Genomic DNA, 18028 nt, shown 5'->3' with positions numbered 1-18028 from the left:
GGGTGAGTACATCACAGCGCCACGGGACGTTCGGGCAGGTCACCGGTGTGGGGCCGTCACGTTGCGTACGCTGGCGCAATGACGACCGACGCCACAGGACTCACGTCGGGGATCGACCTCGACGCCCTCGACCCCGCCACCCGCCCGCAGGACGACCTGTACCGCCACGTCAACGGGAAGTGGATCGACAGCCACGAGATCCCCGCCGACCGCGCGATGGACGGCGCCTTCCGCGCCCTGTACGACCAGGCGGAGGTGCACGTCCGCGAGATCATCCAGGACGCGCCCACCGGCTCCACGATCGGCGACCTGTACGCGAGCTTCATGGACACGGAGCGCATCGCCGAGCTCGGCACCGCGCCCTTGGACGAGGACCTCGCCCTGGTCAAGGACGCCGGCGACATCGCGGCCCTGACCCGCGCGCTGGGCACGCTGCAGCGCACGGGCGGCGCGGCCGGCGTCCGCTTCTGGGTGGACAACGACGCCAAGGACCCGGAGAAGTACGTCGTCTACCTGCGGCAGTCCGGCCTCGGCCTGCCCGACGAGGCGTACTACCGCGAGGAGCAGTACGCCGCGCTGCGGGAGAAGTACGTGCCGCACATCGCGCGGATGCTCGCGTTCGCGCCGGTCCTCGAGGCGTGGGGCGTCACGGCCGACGACGCCGCCCAGCGCGTGTACGACGTCGAGAAGCAGCTCGCCGGCCACCACTGGGACGTGGTGCGCGACCGCGACGCGACGCTCACCTACAACCCGATGACGCTGGCCGACCTGGTCGCGTCCGCGCCCGGCTTCGACTGGGCCGCCTGGGCCGAGGCGCTGGGCGTGCCGGCCGGCGCGTTCGACGACATCGTGGTGCGCGAGCCCGGCTTCGCGACCGGCTTCGCCGCGCTGTGGAGCGAGCTGCCGCTGCTCGACTGGCAGCTCTGGATCACGTACCACGTGGTCAGCGCCCGGGCGCCGTACCTCACCGACGAGATCGTCGAGGCCAACTTCGACTTCTACGGCCGCACCCTGACCGGTGCGCAGGAGGTCCGCGAGCGCTGGAAGCGCGGGGTGGCCCTCGTGGAGGGCGCGCTCGGCGAGGTCGTGGGCGCGGAGTACGTGGCGCGGCACTTCCCGCCGTCGAACAAGGAGCGGATGGACCGCCTCGTGGAGGCGCTGGTCGCGGCGTACCGCGAGTCGATCCAGGGCCTCGACTGGATGACGGACGAGACCAAGGCCAAGGCGCTGACCAAGCTGGAGAAGTTCACGCCGAAGGTGGGCTACCCGGTGCGCTGGCGCGACTACTCGGGCCTCGTCGTGGACGCGGCCGACGTGGTGGGCAACGTGCGCCGGTCCAACGCGTTCGACCAGGACTACGAGCTCGCCAAGATCGGCAAGCCGCTGGACCGGGACGAGTGGTTCATGACGCCGCAGACCGTCAACGCCTACTACAACCCGGGCATGAACGAGATCGTGTTCCCCGCGGCGATCCTGCAGCCCCCGTTCTTCGACCCCGAGGCCGACGACGCCGTGAACTTCGGCGGGATCGGCGGCGTCATCGGGCACGAGATCGGTCACGGGTTCGACGACCAGGGCTCGAAGTACGACGGCGACGGCCGCCTCGAGGACTGGTGGACCGACAGCGACCGCACCGAGTTCGAGAAGCGGACGAGCGCCCTGATCGCGCAGTACGACGCGTTCCGGCCGGCGCAGCTCGCGGGTTCGGAAGCCGGGGCCGAGGTGCCGGAGGGCTCGGAGGCCGCGACCAACGGCCACGTCAACGGCAGCCTCACGATCGGCGAGAACATCGGCGACCTGGGCGGGCTCTCGATCGCGATCAAGGCCTACCGGATCGCGCTCGGCAAGCCGCTGGAGGAGGCGCCCGTCGTCGACGGCCTCACCGCCCTGGAGCGGATCTTCCTCGGCTGGGCGCAGGTGTGGCAGTCCACGGGCCGCGACGAGGAGGTGCTCCGCCGCCTGGCGACGGACCCGCACTCCCCCAACGAGTTCCGCTGCAACGGCGTGGTGAGCAACGTCGACGAGTTCTACGCGACGTACGACGTGCAGCCGGGCGACGCCCTGTACCTGGCCCCGGAGGCCCGGGTCCGCATCTGGTAGTCGCACCTCTCACCTTCGTGGCCTAAGTTTCTTCGCTTTGAGCTGGCTCAAAGCGAAGAAACTTAGGCCTCGAAGGTGTGTGGGGGGCGAGCCCCTGCGGTCAGGCGTCCTTGGACTGGGCCTTCAGGGCGCGGTCCGTGCCCGCCAGGGCCTCGACGACCAGACGGCGCAGCGCCGGGGCGGCGTCCACGTTCGTCTCCAGCCACGCGGCGGTGGCGTCGCGCAGCTCCGCCGACGCCAGCGGCGCCGGGTAGAAGCCCTCGATGATCTCCTCCGCGATGTGGTAGCTGCGCTCGTCCCACACCTTGAGCACGGCGTCCAGGTACGGCTGCACGACGTCGGCCAGCGGGGCCGGGTCGTTGACGTGCAGGAACCCGAGTCCGGTGTTCCGGATGATCGCGTTCGGCACGTCGGCGGCGTCGACCACCGAGGACAGCGCGGCGAGCTTGCCCTCGACCGTCGGCTTGGCGGCCCGGGCGCGGGCGGCGGACTGGCGGCCCGTCGCCGTGTCGTCGGCGGCCAGCGTGGTGTCGATCTCGGCGTCGCCCGCCGCCCCGTTGAGCACCAGGCCCTCCAGGATCTCCCAGCGCAGGTCGGTGTCGATCTCCAGGCCGTCGAGCGCGACGGTGCCGTCGAGCAGGCCGGACAGCGTCGCGACGTGCGCGGGCGTCGAGGCGACGTGCGCGAAGAACTTCACGAGCTGGAACTGGGTGTCCGAGCCGGCCTCGGCGTCGCCCACGAGCGACCAGAGCGTGTCGCCCACGGTCGCGAGGGTCTCCGCACGGGCCGACGGCGCCACGAACTGCTTGGCGGCCAGCACCATCTGGTTGAGCGTGGTGCGCAGGGTCGTGGACTCGGTCTCGCCGGCGATACCGCCCAGCACGAGCTTCACGTACTCCGACGCCGGCACCTCGCCGTCGCGCACCGCGTCCCAGACCGAGCCCCAGACCAGGGACCGGGCCAGCGGGTCGACGATGTCGCCCAGGTGCTCCAGCGCGACGCGGAGCGAGTCGGCGTCGAGCCGGATCTTCGCGTACGCGAGGTCCGCGTCGTTGAGCAGCACGAGGGCCGGGCGGTCGAGCTCGACGAGCTCCTTGACGTCCGTCCGGCGCCCGTCGACGTCGACCTCGACGAAGCGGGTGCGCACGAGCTCGCCGGCGTCGGACAGGCTGTAGAAGCCGATGCCGAGGCGGTGCGGGCGGATGGTGGGCCACTCGGCGGGCGCCGTCTGCTCGACGACGAACGACATGATGCGGCCGTGGCTGTCCGTCTCGATGACGGGGCGCAGCGTGTTCACGCCGGCGGTCTCCAGCCACAGCTTGGACCAGGCCTTGAGGTCGCGGCCGCTGGTGGCCTCGAGCTCGGTGAGCAGGTCGGGCAGCTCGGTGTTGCCCCACGCGTGCTTGCCGAAGTAGGCGGACACGCCGGCGATGAAGGCGTCCCGGCCCACCCAGGCCACGAGCTGCTTGAGCACCGAGGCGCCCTTGGCGTACGTGATGCCGTCGAAGTTGACCTGGACGTCCTCCAGGTCCTTGATCTCGGCGACGATCGGGTGCGTGGACGGGAGCTGGTCCTGCTTGTAGGCCCAGGACTTCTCCATCGCGGAGAACGTGGTCCAGGCGGCCTCGAACTCCGTGGCCTCGGCCGTGGCGAGCGTGGAGGCGTACTCGGCGAACGACTCGTTGAGCCAGAGGTCGTTCCACCACTTCATGGTGACCAGGTCGCCGAACCACATGTGCGCCAGCTCGTGCAGGATCGTCACGACGCGGCGCTCACGCACGGCCTCGGTCACCTTGGAGCGGAAGACGTACGACTCCGTGAACGTCACGCAGCCCGCGTTCTCCATGGCGCCCATGTTGTACTCGGGCACGAAGAGCTGGTCGTACTTGGTGAACGGGTACGGCACGCCGAACGTGGACTCGTAGAACTCGAAGCCCTGGCGGGTCTTGTCGAAGATGTACTCGGCGTCGAAGTGCGCCGAGAGCGACTTGCGGCAGAACGCGCCGAGCGGGATCTCGCGGCCGTCCGACGACGTCAGCGACGAGCGGACCACCGCGTACGGGCCGGCGACGAGCGCCGTGATGTACGTCGAGATGCGGCCGGTGGGCTCGAACGTCCAGGTCGCGGCCTCGACGTCGCCGTCGGTGGCGTGCCGCGCGGCGGCCGGCTCCGGCGTGGGCTCGTTGCTCACGACCTCCCACGCGGCGGGCGCGGTGACGGTGAACTGGAACGTCGCCTTGAGGTCGGGCTGCTCGAAGCAGGCGAAGACGCGACGCGCGTCCGGCACCTCGAACTGGGTGTAGAGGTACACCTCGCCGTCCACGGGGTCCACGAAGCGGTGCAGGCCCTCGCCGGTGTTCGTGTAGCCGCAGTCGGCGACGACCACGAGCTCGTTGTCCTCGGCCAGCCCGTCCAGGGCGATCCGGGAGTCGGCGAACACGGCGGCGGGGTCGAGCTCGCGGCCGTTCAGCGTCACGGACCGCACGGACGGTGCGACCAGGTCCACGAAGGTCGAGGCACCCTCGGTCGCGGTGAAGCGCAGCGTCGTGGCGGACGCGAAAGTCTCCGGACCGGTGGTCAGGTCCAGCGCGATCTCGTACGACTCGACCGATACGACGCCGGCGCGTTCGACCGCCTCGGCGCGGGTCAGGTTCTCTCCGGGCACGGGCCCTCCACGTCTGTCTGCTCATGGGCGCCCACGGCGCCCCGCGCGTCGGAAAGACGCGCTTTATCGGTTGGCTTCTCGTCCGGTGTGTGAACTACCTGCGACGACTCGTCGATCATCCCACGCAGGAGTAACAGCGAGTAACGCCTTTGTGTACGATCGACCGCGGTCGCCCAGACCGACCGATTTGAGCTGAGGAGTTGCCCGATGTCCGGCACTGTGCCGCCCCCGCCACCGCCACCGGGCGGCAGCCCTGACGAGGAGCCCACCGCTCCCCTCCAGGAGCAGCACCCCGCCACCATGCCCACGCCTGTCCAGCAGGCGCCGGTGCAGCGTGTCTCGGCGGCGACGCGCAAGCCGCCCGCCATCTCGCCGACCAACCAGTTCGCCCAGGCCGTCACCCCCGCCCCCGCGGCACCGGGTGCTCCCCGGGTGCAGTCCGTGCAGCGCGGCGCCGACCAGACGATGCAGCAGCAGTACTACCCCGAGCAGTACCAGCAGCAGGGGTACGCGCAGCAGGGCGGCCAGTACCAGCAGCCCGGCCAGTACCAGCCCGGCGGGCAGCAGTACCAGCAGCAGGGCCAGTACCAGCAGCAGCCCGCGCAGTACCAGCCGCAGGGCTACGACCAGTACGGCCAGCCGGTCTACGCCGGGCAGCCGGGCGGCTACGAGCAGGACCCGCCGCGCAAGAAGCTCAGCCCCGGCTGGATCGCGTTCATCGCCCTCGACGTGCTGCTCGTGATCGCCGCGATCGTCTTCGCCGTGAACCTGCTCGGCTCCCCCGACACCTCCGCCTCGGGCGGCGGTGAGTCCCCGGCCGCCGAGCAGTCGGCCGAGCCGGAGGCCGAGGAGGGCCTGGAGACGGACGGCGGCGCCGGCGTCGAGACGTTCGCCGCGCCGTCGCTCAACATCACCTGCACCATCTCCGCCGACGCCGCGACCTGCGGCATCGCGGAGCTCGACCAGGAGCCGGCCCCCGACGCCTCGTGCGGCGGCGCGTCCGGCTTCGTCGCGAAGGTCGACCCGACCGGCAACGTCACCCAGCCGTGCGTGGGCAAGAAGGACCAGCCCAAGAAGGCCGGCGGCGACGTCGAGATCCTGAAGTACGAGGCCACGAAGAAGGCCCACGGCTTCACGTGCAAGAGCGCGCAGACCGGGATGACCTGCGTGGCCGACGCCACCGGCAGCGGCTTCTCGATCGCCCGGGCGGGCATCGGCTCGGCCTGACCCGCTGGGTCTGCTGCGTCCCGCCGGGTCCTCTGCGGGAGGTGCGCTTCTACCCAGTCATTCGGCCCGGAACTCACGTGAGTTCCGGGCCGAATGACTGGGTAGAAGCGCACCTTGCGTTCGCGGCGTTCGTGCCCGACGGCGGCACGGCGGCACGGCGACCGACCGAGCTACGCCGGCGGCTCCTCGTTCATGACCGTGACCAGGGACCGCAGCCGGGCGTTGCTGAACAGGTCCTCCAGCAACACCACGGTGCCCGCCGAGTCCGCGAGCGGCACCCGCCAGTTCGGGTACTCGGAGTCGGTACCGGGCTGGTTCTGCGCGCGGCGCTCCCCCACGGCGTCGGCCAGCGAGACACCCACCAGCGCGGCGGGAGTGTCCTTGAGGTAGCGGTGCAGGCCCTCGACGAGCTCGCGCTCGGACGGGTCGAACGTCGTCAGGCCGCGGCGGGACAGCACCTCCACGAGCGACTCGCGCTCCTGGCGGGCCCGCGCGCGCAGCACCGTCGCGTCCTCCGTGAGCAGGCCGAGGCGCTCCCGCAGGTCCACGTGCTCCCCCGCGAGGTACCCCGCGGTGGGCGGCAGGTCGTGGGTCGTGACGGTGGCGAGCGCCGCGCTGCGGTAGGCCTCGGGCTCGATCGGCGCGCCGGACTCGTCCCGCTCGAAGAGCAGCACGGACGTGCCGAGGACGCCGCGCTCCGCGAGGTACTCCCGGATCCAGGGCTCGAACGTGCCCAGGTCCTCGCCGACGACGGCGACACCGGCCCGGTGCGCCTCCAGGCACAGGATGCCGATCAGCGCCTCGTGGTCGTACGTGACGTACGCGCCGGCGGACGCGCGCGCCCCGCCCGGGATCCACCAGAGGCGGAACAGCCCGAGGATGTGGTCGATGCGCACGCCGCCGCAGTGCCGCAGCACGCTGCGCAGCAGGTCGCGGTAGGGCGCGTAGCCCGCCTTGGCGAGAGCGCGCGGGTGCCACGGCGGCAGGCCCCAGTTCTGGCCCTGCTGGTTGTACATGTCCGGCGGGGCGCCTACGGAGACACCGCGGGCCAGGACGGCGGCGTCGGACCAGGCGTCGGCGCCCTCCGGGTTCGAGCCGACGGCGAGGTCCTTGAACACCCCCAGCCGCATGCCCGCGTCGAGGCCCGCACGGTGCGCGGCGCGGAGCTGCTCGTCGAGCACCCACTGCAGCCAGCAGTAGAACTGGACGCGGTCGGCCAGGGCGTTGCGCAGGGTCTGCACGCCGGACGAGCCGGGGTCGGAGAGCTCCGCGGGCCAGTCCCGGCCGTCGAGGTGCTCCTTGATGGCGCACCAGGTCGCGAAGTCGACCAGGCCGCGCCCCTGGGCCAGCACGAACTCGTCGAACGCCGTCTGACGAGCCGCCGAGCGCGGCGCGGTCCAGACGACCTCCAGGGCCGCCTTCTTGGCCTCCCAGATGGCGTCCCGGTCGATCGGGCCGGAGTCCTCGGACAGCTCGCGGACGGGCTCGGCGGCCCACTCCACGAGCGAGCGGTCCGCGGCCGAGAGGTACGCCGTCTCCCGGATGTCCTCGACCCGGACGTACAGCGGCGACATGAACCGGCGCGACGTCGGCAGGTACGGGCTCGGGGTCAGCGGCAGCACGGGCTCGGTCGCGTGCAGCGGGTTGATGGCGACGAAGTCGGCGCCGCCGTTGTGCGCCGTCTGCCAGGCGAGGTCGCCCAGGTCGGCGAGGTCGCCCATGCCCCAGGAGTCGCGGGACCGCACCGAGTAGAGCTGGACCATGAAGCCCCAGGCCTGCTTGCGGGCGATCTCCTCACGCAGCTCCAGCCGCGCGGGCGTCACCACCAGGGTGGTCCGCGCGCTCTGCCCGGCCGACTCGGCGTGCAGGGTGTGCCAGCCGAGCGGCAGCGTGTCGGGCAGCGTGAACGTGGCACGGCCCACCTTGCGGCTGTCCACGGTGCGGGGCTCGGTGACGACGTCGGCCTGGCGCAGCTGCACCCGGGTGCCGCGCACGGTGGCGAACGAGCCGGTCGCCGTGGTGGCGCCGGGCGCCGCGACGCGCCAGGGCGTGGCGCTGGCGGGGACGGCGGGCGTCTCGGTCTGCTCGAGCTCGACCCAGGCGGTCACGTCCGCGCCGTCGGCGACGTGCACCGCGACCTGCACCTCGGTGCCCTCACGCGTGACGACGGCGGACGGCAGCATCGCGCGCCACTCGTCGTCCTTCGCGCGCTCCACGCTCGCCGTGACGGCCCCGGGGGTGGACGCCTGGACGCCGAGCGCCTCCAGCACCGCGACGAGCGTCGACGGACTGACCTGTTGGAGGCGCCCGTCGTGGTCGGTGTACTCGCACTGCACGCCGTGGGCTGTCGCCAGCTCGGCCAGCTCTGGCGGCACGGTGGAGCCGTCTCCGGTGGACCCGGGCTTCGGTTCGTCGGTCACAAGGAAAGATCCTGCCATCTACCGACCCGTACCGGGCGCAACCAGGGCCGAAGAGCCCGCGGGAGCTCAGCTGACGCCGGGCGTGTCCCCCGTGACGCCCTCGTCGAACGGCGTGGGCGCCGAGCGGGCGACGATCCCCGCGTCCAGCAGGGCCGCGTGCGCGGCCACCCGCAGCGACCGGGCGACGGCCCACTGCTGGGCAGGGCGCACCTGGGCGTGCAGCGTGAAGGTCAGGCCGCCCTGGTCGACGTCGTCCACACCGCGCACCGACGGCGTCTCCAGGAGGCTGTCGGCGAGCTCGGGGTCGTTCTTGACCCGGTCGACGGCGCGGCCGAGCGCGGCGCGCACCGCGTCGATGTCCGCCCCGAGCGGCACCTGCACGGGGGCGACGGCGCGGCTCCACTCCTGGGTGCGGTTGCCCGCCCGCAGGATCTCGCCGTTGCGGACGTACCAGAGGGTGCCGTCGAAGGCGCGGACCTGGGTCAGGCGCAGGCCCATGGCCTCCACCGTGCCGACGACGCCGGTGCCGAGGTCCACGTTGTCACCCACGCCGAACTGGTCCTCGATGAGCAGGAGGATGCCGGACAGGAAGTCCTTGACCAGGCTCTGCGCGCCGAAACCGATGGCGACACCCACGACACCGGCACCGGCCAGCAGCGGGGCGACGGGCAGGCCGACCGTCTGCATGATCGAGAGCACCATGATGGTGCCGATCACGATGTTGACCGACGAGTTGAGCACCGAGCCGACGGTCCGGGCGCGCTGAGCGCGTCGCTCGGCGGCCCGCGGGTTGACGGCGCCGAAGACGTCGGCCAGAGCCTGCGGCGTCATCAGCACGTTCTTGCGCCGGCGCTTGCGGCCCTGTCCGGGCACGGAGCCCGGCGCGGTCACGGGGATGGTGCCCGTGGTGGTCACGGGGATGGTGCCCGTGGTGGTCACGGGGATGGCGCCCGTGGTGGTCACGGGGATGGCGCCCGTGGTGGTGCCCACGGGGACCGTCTCGACGGAGCGGGGCTTCTGGCCGATCGCGATGCGCTCGGTGAGGGCGGTGATGACGCGCCGCAGCACGGCGATGGCGACCAGGCCGATCACAAGGATCAGGATCACCGTCAGAGGCTTGTCGGCGAACCAGATCCAGAAGTCCTCGGCGTTGTCGAACACGGAGGCGGCAAGAGACTCGAACACGCGCCCAAACCTACTCGGGTGGGCACGCCTGGACCGGACATGTCCGGCCGCGTCCGAAGGACCACTGCGTGACCTTCACAGCCCGTTCGCGCCCCGGTTCCAGGACGGCCGACGGTCGTGAAGCAGATCACGGGCCCGGGAGCGTGCTCCCGGGCCCGCACTCGTCATGCTCTGCGTCTCACGCCCTCGTGATCACACCCTGAGCGTGTCGAGCTCGGCCGCGAGGTTGTCCGCCTCCGGTCCGACGATCACCTGGACCACCCTGCCCGACCGCACCACGCCGAACGCTCCCGACGACTTCAGTCCGGGCTCGTCCACGAGGGACGGGTCACTCACCTCGACCCGTAGCCGGGTGATGCACGGTTCCAGCTCGACGACGTTCGAGGTTCCCCCGAGTGCCGCAAGGATCTGGTCAGCCTTGGTCATGTCTCAACTCCCACCGTGCGTCGCTGCAGGTTTGTCCCCACCCTATCTGTGCTGGCAAGTCTTTCGCCCGGGCAATTGTCGAGTTGCTCACACGAGACCCAGTTTCACCGGACTGTCAGAGGTGGGTGGCAGGATGGCTGCGTGACTCAGGAACCATCCTTCTTCGAGGCCGTCGGCGGCCACGACACGTTCGTGCGCCTGGTCGACGTGTTCTACGACGGCGTCGCCGGCGACCCGGTGCTGCGTCCCATGTACCCCGAGGAGGACCTGGGGCCGGCCAAGGAGCGTCTGACGATGTTCCTGGAGCAGTACTGGGGCGGCCCGGGCACCTACTCCGCCCAGCGCGGCCACCCGCGCCTGCGGATGCGGCACGTGCCGTTCAAGGTGAACCCCGACGCGCGCGACCGCTGGCTCGCCCACATGCGGACCGCCGTCGACTCCCTGGACCTGGCGCCGATCCACGAGTCGCAGCTCTGGGACTACCTGGAGCGCGCGGCGTTCAGCATGATCAACACGTTCGAGGACTGACCCGGCACCAGCCGGACCTGAGCACCGAAGACCTGAGCACCGAAGGAGACGCCCCGCGTGGACGCCACCACCCCTGACCCGACCGCCGGCACCCCGGCTTCCGGCACCCCCGGTGACCGCGCGCCCGACGCGCTCGACCGCCTGCTGGAGGTCCTCGACCTGCGGCACCTGGAGGGCTGGGGTCCGCGCGGCGAGGAGGACGTGCTGCGCGGCGACAGCGTGCCGGGCCCGGCCAACCGTGCCTACGGCGGCCAGGTGCTCGCGCAGGCCATCATCGCCGCGGACCGCACGGTGCCCGAGGGCCGCCAGATCCACTCGCTGCACGGCTACTTCCTGCGGGAGGGCCGGGTCGAGGAGCCCATCGACTTCGCGGTCGAGCGGCTGCGCGACGGGCGCTCGTTCAGCGCGCGGCGCACGCACGCCATCCAGTTCGGCAAGCCGATCCTGTCGATGATCGCGTCCTTCCAGGAGGACCAGCCCGGCTACGAGCACGCCATGCCGATGCCGCACGACGTGCCCCCGCCCGAGGAGGTCGGCTCCTCCCTGGACGAGCTCGCGAACGTGCCCGGCGGCGTCGACGCCCGCGCCCAGTTCTGGGCCGACTCGGCCTTCGAGCTGCGCCACGTGGGCGGGTCGCTCTACCTGCACCCGGACACCGCGGTGGCCGACGGCGGCACGCCGCCCGCGACGCAGCTCGTCTGGATGCGCGCCCGCCGCCCGCTGGGGATCAAGTCGCAGGCCATGCACCGCGCGCTGCTGGCGTTCGCGTGCGACCAGCTCATGCTGGAGCCCGCCATGCGCGCCGCCGGCAAGTCCTGGCAGGACGTCGCCGTGTCGGTGCCCATGGCCAGCCTCGACCACGGCATGTGGTGGCACCGCGACGTCTGGGTGGACGAGTGGATGCTGTTCGTCCAGACCTCGCCGACGGCGCAGGGCGGCCGCGCGCTGGGCACGGCGCAGGTCTACCGGCAGGACGGCGCGCTCGTCGCCTCCGTGGGCCAGGAGGGCATGATCCGGCTGCCGGCGTGACCCCGGGCCGGGGCGAGCCGGGCCGCGTAGGCCCGCGTCTACGCCCCGAGCTCCGCCAGCCGGTCGCGGGCCGCCTGCTCCGCCAGGCGGATGGTCGCGACCTCGGCGGGCGACGCGGCGACGTCCACGCGCTGCTCCAGGGCGCGCACGAACAGGGCCAGCGCCTCGCCGAGGTAGGGCCGGGCCTGGTCGGCGTGCACCTCGAGCGCCTGGTCGTACCGGCACCGCCCCCAGTGCTGCAGGGCGAAGAACTCCAGCCGGCGCGCGTGCTCGATGCTCGCGGCGTGCTCCCCGTAGTAGTGCGCGGCCTCCAGCGTCAGGCCGAACAGCAGGTCGGCCTCCGAGAACCGGTGCCGCCACTGGAGCACGTGCGCCAGCCGCAGCAGCGGGGTCAGGGCGGCCAGGGGTACGTCGGCGGCGTGCGAGTGGGCCGCGGCAGCGTCGTCGTCCGGGCCGCCGGCCAGGTCGACGGCGAGCCAGCCGAGGCGCTCCGCCTCGGCCAGCTCGGCGTCGGGGTCGTCGGCCTCCGGGGCGAGGGCTCGGGTCAGCGGCACGCGGACGGCGAGCGTCGCCGGCTCGTCGCACGCCGGCCCCCGGGCCAGCTCGACGAGATACGCCTGAGCGGCCGGGACGTCGTCGAACACCTCGTGCAGCGTGACCGGGTCAAGGTAGTGCGAGGGCAGATCCACAGTTCCTCCGTGGCCGAAACCAAGGGGGATGAATCTACCAATTCGGACACACCGAAGGCCACTCGACGCCACCACCCCACGTGTCAGACCTACAGGTCCCCCGGGGACCTGTAGGTCTGACACGGGTCAGCCGCGGTGGCGGAAGGTGATCGGGTCCTCCTGGAACGCCTTCCACGCCAGGCGCTCCCCCTCGGTGAGGCGGCGCGGCCGGTCCGTGGCGGCGTCGACGAACACGAGCGTGGTGGTCGCCCGCGCGTAGGGCTTGCCGCCCGACGTCGGGCCCGTCTTCGGCATGCTCGCCGCGCCGTCGTGCACCTCGTAGCAGACCTCGGCGCTGGCCCCGCCGATGCGGCCGAGCCACATCTCCACGCGCACCGGAGTGCGGGTGAACAGCAGCGGGCGCAGGTACTCGATGCGCTGCCCGGCCACGAGCGTGTGCGAGTCGGCGTCCGGACCGGTGGGCACCACCGCCGTCGGCCAGGCCTCGCCCTCGGGCGCCTCGGGGTGCAGCCAGAAGGCGGTGATGCGCGCGTCCTCCAGCAGGCGGAACATCGCGACGTTGTTCACGTGGGCGTAGGCGTCCAGGTCGGACCAGCGCAGCGTGACGGGGACGTGCAGGCGTGTCATGGGCTTATCTTCTCCCGCCGACGGCGCACCGCCCGCGCGCCGTCGGGCAGACCACGCGCCTCAGCTCGCGGCGACCACCGCCGCCGTCCGGCAGCTCGCGAGCCGGGTCAGCTCCTCCCCCACGGGCTCCCGCACCAGCCGGTCGGCGACGGCGCCGACCGACTGCCGCAGCCGGCGTCGTGCCGCGCGCGCCCGGCGCCGCGCGCCCAGCGCGCCGAACACCCGGCAGACCAGGGCGACGAGCAGGCCGAGCACCACCGAGCCGAGCACCATCAGGGTGGGCCACGGGATGGTGAAGGGGTCGACGCCGAGGCCCTCGCCCGAGCCGGACTCCGGCGCCCCGGGGAACACGACGCCGTCGCCCGACCAGACCGGCAGGGTCAGCACCGGCGTCGGCAGCGGCGGGAGCTGCAGGTACGTGAACCCGAACAGCACGAACAGCCACAGCAGGCCCGCCGCGAGCACGGCGACCAGCGCCCACTGCACCACGTTGACCAGCGACCACCACACGGGACGGCGCGCCGCCTCGACGCGCGTCGCGGCCACCGCCTGGTCGAGGGCGTCCGGCAGGGTGTCGATGCCCGCCTGCCCGCGCGAGCGCGCGGCCAGGACCCACGGGTCGGCGACGCCGCGCGTCACGTCCTCGACGTAGCGCCGCACGGCCGACGCCGCGGTGGACCGCACCGCGGGCCGCGCCGTCGGCAAGGACGTGCGCACCAGGTCCTCGCGGCCCGACGGCGCACGGTGCTCCCGGTCCGCCGTCCGCAGCCCGAGCCGCCGCAGCGGGTCCTTGCGCAGCCGCCCGATCCACCGGGTCAGCGGCCAGCCGGTCGCCGCCCGCGCGTCCCGGCGCGCCGAGCCGCGGACGGCCTCGACCACCGTGGGCACGCCCGCGGCGTCCTCCAGCGCGGCCACCAGGTCGCCCCGCGCCTGGCTTCCCGCGCGCGACGGCGGCGGCGTGCCGCACTCGTCGACGATCCGCCGGGCCACGACCCGCTCGTCCGCGGCGAGCCGGGCCGTCGCGGCCTCCCGCCGGGCCGCGGCATTGGCCAGCAGCCCGCGCAGGTCGTCCATGCCCTGCCCCGTCTTGGCGGACACGGCCAGGACCCGCGCGCCGTCCAGGCCGTCCTCGGCCACCAGCCGCCGGAGGTCGGAGAGCATCGCGGAGGTCTCGTCGGGCGTGAGGCGATCGGCCTGGTTGAGCGCCACGACCACCACCTCGGCACGGCCCGCGAGCGGCCGCAGGAAGCCCTCGTGCAGCGCGGCGTCCGCGTACTTCTGCGGGTCCACGACCCAGACCAGCAGGTCGGCGCGCTGCACCAGGCGCTCGGCGCGCATCCGGTGCTCGGTGACGACGGAGTCGTGGTCGGGCAGGTCCAGCAGCACCAGCCCGGTGGTGTCCCCGGCGGGCGTCCGACGACGGAACGGGCCGCCGCCGCCGGCGCTGGTCTGGGCCGCGCCGCTGGTCGAGCTTGTCGAGACCCCCGTACCGTCCCGGGGGGTCTCGACAGGCTCGACCGGCGGGTTCGGCTCGACCGGCGCGCCCGGCTCGTCCACCGCGCCCACGTGGTGCCGGCGGCCCACCTCCAGCCAGTCCAGCAGGGGGTCCGCGCCGTCGCCCCAGACGGCGGCCATCGGGTGCGACGTCGTCGGACGCCGCACGCCGGGCTGCGCGATCGCGACGCCCGCCACCGCGTTCAGCACCGACGACTTGCCCGAGCCGGTGGCCCCGGCCAGCGCCACGACGGTGTGCTCCGCGGACAGCCCGCCGCGCTCGCGCGCCCGGGTCACGACGGCGCGCGCCTCCTCCAGGAGCGCGGGCTCGATGCGGCCCTCGGCGGCCTGGACGGCGGTGTCGAGGGCCGCGGTGCGGCCGGCCAGGTCGAGCCGGCTCATCGCTCGCCGTCCCCGAACAGGCGCTTCCAGAAGCCCTTCCGGGCCGGTTCCTCGGCCGCGGTGTCGTGGCCGCCCGCCGGACGCCCGTCGTCCGTCCCGGCCCGGACGCCGCGCAGCCCGCGGCTCTCCAGCAGGTCCGCGGCGGACGCGCCGTCGCCGGGAACGGCGTCCGCACGGGACCGCACGCGGCGCTCGGCCGACGCCGCCGAGGCGACACCGGCGGCCGCCGTCCGCAGGCCGGAACCGCCGGCCTCCGCGGAGCCGAGCGCGTCGAGCTGGGCGGTGTAGCGCGCCGCCTGCCCGTCCATGACCGTCTGGATGCGGGCCCGCAGCCGGTCGCGAGCCTGCGTGGCGAGCCCGCGCACGGCGTCCTCGCCGAACACGGCCTCCAGCAGCCGCTGCGCGAGCACGGCGGAACCGCCCGCGATGCCGACCTCGATGCCGGTCAGCCCACCCGTCGAGGCGAACACGAAGATCATCAGCGCCGCGCCCAGGCCGTTGACGCCGAAGGACAGCGCGCGCGCCCGGCCCCGCTTGGACTCGCCCTGCTCGCGCACCAGCGCCAGGACGTCGCCCTGCCAGCCCCGGATCTGCTCGCCCACCTCGGCGCGCAGCGCCGCCGGCGTCCGCGACAGCTCCAGGCCCTCCAGCAGCGCCGCGCCCGCGGCGTCGCCCCGCCAGCCCTGGTAGGAGCGCTCGGCGGCCTCCTCGGCGGCGTCCAGCACCACCGACTCCAGCCCGTGGGCGATCGCCTTCTCGACCTGCGGCGCCTCCTTGGGCTTGCCCCGGAAGAACGACCCCACCGCGTCGCGGAACCGGCCGATGTTCTCCTCGACCGCCCGGTAGAACTCGCCCGTGCCCACGAAGTCCTGCCAGCGGGCGAGCACCTCGCCGCGCAGCAGCGCGCCGTCCGACGTCGCCGCCGTCACGTGGGCGACCGCGTCCGCGTAGGCGCGGTCCACGACGTGCCGCAGCCGGACGTCGGCGGCCTGCTGCTCGTCGGCGGCGTCGGCCAGCTCGTCGGCGCGGACCACGAGGGAGTCCACCACGCCGTCGCGCGTGGCGGCGATGACGCGGCGCCGGGCGTCGGCGTCGCCGCCCAGCCCGGTGAGCCAGCGCGAGACGTCGCCGACGGCGCCCTCGGGCAGCAGGCCCTCGCCGGAGAGCTCGCCCTCCGGGATGACGAACAGCGGGCTGTCGGGCAGGCCGTGCTCGGCCATCATGTCCCGCAGGTCGTCGGCCGTGGCCTCGGCGCCCGGGTCCACGCGGTCCAGCACCATCGCCACCTGCGCCTTGCGGGCGGCGGCCTGGTTCAGCAGGTCCCACGGGACGGCGTCGGCGTACCGCGCCGACGTGGTGACGAACAGCCAGAGGTCGGCCGCCCCGAGGAGCTGCGCGGCGAGCTCGCGGTTGGCGGTGTCGACCGAGTCGATGTCCGGTGCGTCCAGCAGCGCCAGGCCCTTCGGCAGCGCGTCGCTCGGCACGAGCCGCAGCGTGCGGGAGGGTTCGGACGGCGTGCCGTGGCCCTGCGTCACGGCGGCCGGCCCCACCGCCGACCGGAGCGGCGACCCGTTGCCCGACGCCGTCACGCGCGCCAGGCCCGGCAGCACCCGGTCCGTGGAGAACCACCGGGCGTCCAGCGGGTGGTGCACGAGGACCGGCGCCTTGGTGGTGGGCCGCAGCACGCCCGGCTGCGTCACCTTCTCGCCCAGGACGGAGTTGACCAGGGTCGACTTGCCCGCGCCCGTGGACCCGCCGACCACGACGAGCAGCGGCGCCTTCTGGGCGCGCAGCCGCGGCAGCAGGTAGTCGTCGAGCTGGTCCGTGGCGCGACGCTGCTCGGTGCGCGCCGCCTCGACGCCCGCGGTCTCCAGGGGCAGGCGCAGGGCGCCGAGCCGGGCGCGAAGCACCTCGAGGGCATCGGTCAGGCCGGACTCGCCGTCGGGGTCCGCGGGCGTCGTGGACCCGGGCTCGGCGGACGCCGGGGCGGGCGACCCGGCGCCGACGGCGGCGGGCTGGGCCGGGGCCGCCGGTTCGGTCGGTTGCCCCGGCTCCGCAGGATCGCCGGACGTCGCCGGCTCCGCGGACGTCACCGGCTCGGCGGGCCGTCCGGCGGCCTGCCAGGGACTCGCGCCCGCGTTCGAGCCGCCGGGCACCGCTCCGTCGTCGGGCTTCTCGGTCATGGCGCCAGTCTGCCGCAGCCGCGCAGGTCAGGCGCGCCGTTGGCGTGCCGACCGGGTGAAGACGTCAGCCGCCCAGGCGCGAGCGCAGCCAGTCGAGGGCGGCGTGCGCCACCTCGCGCTGCACGGCGCGGCCGTGGGGCGCACCCGGCTCCGGCGGGCGCATGGACTGGAGCACCAGCGCACCGGCGATGACGGTGACGGCACAGGTCAGCGCCTCGGGGTCGACGTCGGGCAGCGGGTGCCGGTCGAGCACGATCCCGGGTGGCGGGGCGCCGTCGACCCGCAGGTACGGCAGCAGCAGCACGACGTCGAGGAACGACGCGCCGTGCGACGGCATGAACCAGTCGACGGCGTGGGCGCTGGTCGCGTCCCAGCCGTGGTCGGTGATCAGGATCGACTCCCGGCGCAGCGCTCCGTGCACCAGGCTCTTGCCCGACATCGCCTCCTCGGCGTAGCGGGCGATGTCCGCGAGGTGCTCGACCTTGTCGGACAGCCACGGCGTGAAGGCCAGCAGCCCGGACGGCCGCATGGCGGCGATCGTGGACCAGGCGTCGACGTCGATGAGGTCGAGCGCGTCGGGCAGCCCCGGGGGCGCCTCGGTCGAGCCGATCTGGATGGCGAGCTCGACGGCCGCGGCGAGGTCGCCGTCGTCCCAGGGGTCGCGCGGCGGGCGGATGGGCTCGTTCCGGTAGCCGAGCACAACCCAGCGACCCGCCCCGGGGAGGTCCTCGTCGACGTACCACTCGCGCTCCAGGCTGGGCACGTCGTCGGGCAGCGTGGCCAGCGAGACCGCCTCAGCGGCCATCCGGTCCTGGGTCACCGGGGCCTCCGGGCCCACCGCGCGCACGATCGACCGGCCCGACGCCGTCTGCAGCACCTCGAGCGGGGCCAGGTCGGTGCCGCTCATCGGGGCCGAGCCGATCACACGACCACCCATCGACTCGCTGACCCGGGATCGGACAGACGGGGGTAGATCCGACCAAGCCGGTCGCCGCACAGCACTCATGGCCGGAGTGTGCCGAACTGTGCTTTCACCCGCAAACCACAGTCCGT

The 18028-nt window shown here is 73.5% G+C and carries 13 protein-coding genes; 4 read left to right on the top strand and 9 right to left on the bottom strand.

Going from position 1 to position 18028, the window contains the following annotated elements:
• Positions 1 to 78 precede the first annotated feature (78 nt).
• A complete protein-coding gene (locus FHX71_RS02315; protein WP_182614234.1) occupies positions 79 to 2100 on the top strand; it encodes a M13 family metallopeptidase in 2022 nt (673 codons plus the stop codon).
• A gap of 100 nt (positions 2101 to 2200) precedes the next feature.
• Here the strand turns inward: FHX71_RS02315 and pepN are convergent, their stop codons facing one another.
• Positions 2201 to 4765: an aminopeptidase N gene (gene pepN, locus FHX71_RS02310; RefSeq protein WP_182614233.1), complete on the bottom strand. Its 2565-nt coding sequence runs from the start codon at positions 4763 to 4765 to the stop codon at positions 2201 to 2203.
• Between the two features lie 207 nt (positions 4766 to 4972).
• Between pepN and FHX71_RS02305 the strand changes: the two genes are divergently transcribed.
• Positions 4973 to 5992, top strand: coding sequence for a hypothetical protein (locus FHX71_RS02305; RefSeq protein ID WP_182614232.1), 1020 nt, complete (start codon positions 4973 to 4975; stop codon positions 5990 to 5992).
• Positions 5993 to 6162: 170 nt separating this feature from the next.
• Here FHX71_RS02305 and malQ read toward each other — a convergent pair whose 3' ends face one another.
• The 3 genes from malQ to FHX71_RS02290 all read right to left on the bottom strand — a co-directional run bounded on the left by malQ (position 6163) and on the right by FHX71_RS02290 (position 10023).
• Positions 6163 to 8430 (bottom strand): 4-alpha-glucanotransferase, encoded by a 2268-nt coding sequence (gene malQ, locus FHX71_RS02300; RefSeq protein WP_220489431.1) that lies wholly within the window; start codon positions 8428 to 8430, stop codon positions 6163 to 6165.
• Positions 8431 to 8478: 48 nt separating this feature from the next.
• Positions 8479 to 9597, bottom strand: a complete 1119-nt coding sequence (locus FHX71_RS02295) for a mechanosensitive ion channel family protein (protein ID WP_312876897.1) — start codon at positions 9595 to 9597, stop codon at positions 8479 to 8481.
• Between the two features lie 192 nt (positions 9598 to 9789).
• Complete coding sequence (locus FHX71_RS02290) at positions 9790 to 10023, bottom strand: PTS sugar transporter subunit IIB (protein WP_020018155.1); 234 nt, start codon at positions 10021 to 10023, stop codon at positions 9790 to 9792.
• 141 nt (positions 10024 to 10164) lie between these two features.
• On the opposite strand from FHX71_RS02290, the gene FHX71_RS02285 reads away from it, so the two are divergent.
• Together FHX71_RS02285 and FHX71_RS02280 are read left to right on the top strand one after the other, a co-directional pair.
• The gene (locus FHX71_RS02285) at positions 10165 to 10551 is read left to right on the top strand and encodes a globin (RefSeq protein WP_182614230.1); all 387 of its coding nucleotides are present in this window, start codon (positions 10165 to 10167) and stop codon (positions 10549 to 10551) included.
• A gap of 57 nt (positions 10552 to 10608) precedes the next feature.
• Positions 10609 to 11580 carry an acyl-CoA thioesterase gene (locus tag FHX71_RS02280; RefSeq protein WP_182614229.1) on the top strand — a complete coding sequence of 324 codons (972 nt, stop codon included), beginning with the start codon at positions 10609 to 10611 and terminating at the stop codon, positions 11578 to 11580.
• A gap of 38 nt (positions 11581 to 11618) precedes the next feature.
• Here FHX71_RS02280 and FHX71_RS02275 read toward each other — a convergent pair whose 3' ends face one another.
• The 5 genes from FHX71_RS02275 to FHX71_RS02255 all read right to left on the bottom strand — a co-directional run bounded on the left by FHX71_RS02275 (position 11619) and on the right by FHX71_RS02255 (position 17882).
• Complete coding sequence (locus FHX71_RS02275) at positions 11619 to 12269, bottom strand: hypothetical protein (protein ID WP_182614228.1); 651 nt, start codon at positions 12267 to 12269, stop codon at positions 11619 to 11621.
• Positions 12270 to 12395: 126 nt separating this feature from the next.
• Positions 12396 to 12896 (bottom strand): acyl-CoA thioesterase, encoded by a 501-nt coding sequence (locus FHX71_RS02270; protein ID WP_182614227.1) that lies wholly within the window; start codon positions 12894 to 12896, stop codon positions 12396 to 12398.
• 60 nt (positions 12897 to 12956) lie between these two features.
• Positions 12957 to 14792 (bottom strand): dynamin family protein, encoded by a 1836-nt coding sequence (locus tag FHX71_RS02265; RefSeq protein WP_182614226.1) that lies wholly within the window; start codon positions 14790 to 14792, stop codon positions 12957 to 12959.
• Positions 14789 to 16975, bottom strand: a complete 2187-nt coding sequence (locus tag FHX71_RS02260; protein ID WP_182614225.1) for a dynamin family protein — start codon at positions 16973 to 16975, stop codon at positions 14789 to 14791. Before FHX71_RS02260 ends, FHX71_RS02265 begins: the two co-directional genes overlap by 4 nt.
• Before the next feature lie 64 nt (positions 16976 to 17039).
• The gene (locus FHX71_RS02255) at positions 17040 to 17882 is read right to left on the bottom strand and encodes a hypothetical protein (protein WP_182614224.1); all 843 of its coding nucleotides are present in this window, start codon (positions 17880 to 17882) and stop codon (positions 17040 to 17042) included.
• Positions 17883 to 18028: the final 146 nt, after the last annotated feature.

The sequence above is a fragment of the Promicromonospora sukumoe genome (genome assembly GCF_014137995.1).
Classification (GTDB): domain Bacteria; phylum Actinomycetota; class Actinomycetes; order Actinomycetales; family Cellulomonadaceae; genus Promicromonospora; species Promicromonospora sukumoe.
Note: the sequence above shows the minus strand (reverse complement) of the source record. Positions and strands in the feature narration are given on the sequence as shown.

What these genes read in the sequence shown, in the direction of transcription:
- malQ (WP_220489431.1), bottom strand. Translation starts at nt 8,430, where the DNA reads ATGGCAGGATCTTTCCTTGTGACCGACGAACCGAAGCCCGGGTCCACC.
- FHX71_RS02255 (WP_182614224.1), bottom strand. Translation starts at nt 17,882, where the DNA reads ATGAGCGGCACCGACCTGGCCCCGCTCGAGGTGCTGCAGACGGCGTCG.
- FHX71_RS02315 (WP_182614234.1), top strand. Translation starts at nt 79, where the DNA reads ATGACGACCGACGCCACAGGACTCACGTCGGGGATCGACCTCGACGCC.
- FHX71_RS02260 (WP_182614225.1), bottom strand. Translation starts at nt 16,975, where the DNA reads ATGACCGAGAAGCCCGACGACGGAGCGGTGCCCGGCGGCTCGAACGCG.
- FHX71_RS02270 (WP_182614227.1), bottom strand. Translation starts at nt 12,896, where the DNA reads ATGACACGCCTGCACGTCCCCGTCACGCTGCGCTGGTCCGACCTGGAC.
- FHX71_RS02305 (WP_182614232.1), top strand. Translation starts at nt 4,973, where the DNA reads ATGTCCGGCACTGTGCCGCCCCCGCCACCGCCACCGGGCGGCAGCCCT.
- FHX71_RS02290 (WP_020018155.1), bottom strand. Translation starts at nt 10,023, where the DNA reads ATGACCAAGGCTGACCAGATCCTTGCGGCACTCGGGGGAACCTCGAAC.
- FHX71_RS02265 (WP_182614226.1), bottom strand. Translation starts at nt 14,792, where the DNA reads ATGAGCCGGCTCGACCTGGCCGGCCGCACCGCGGCCCTCGACACCGCC.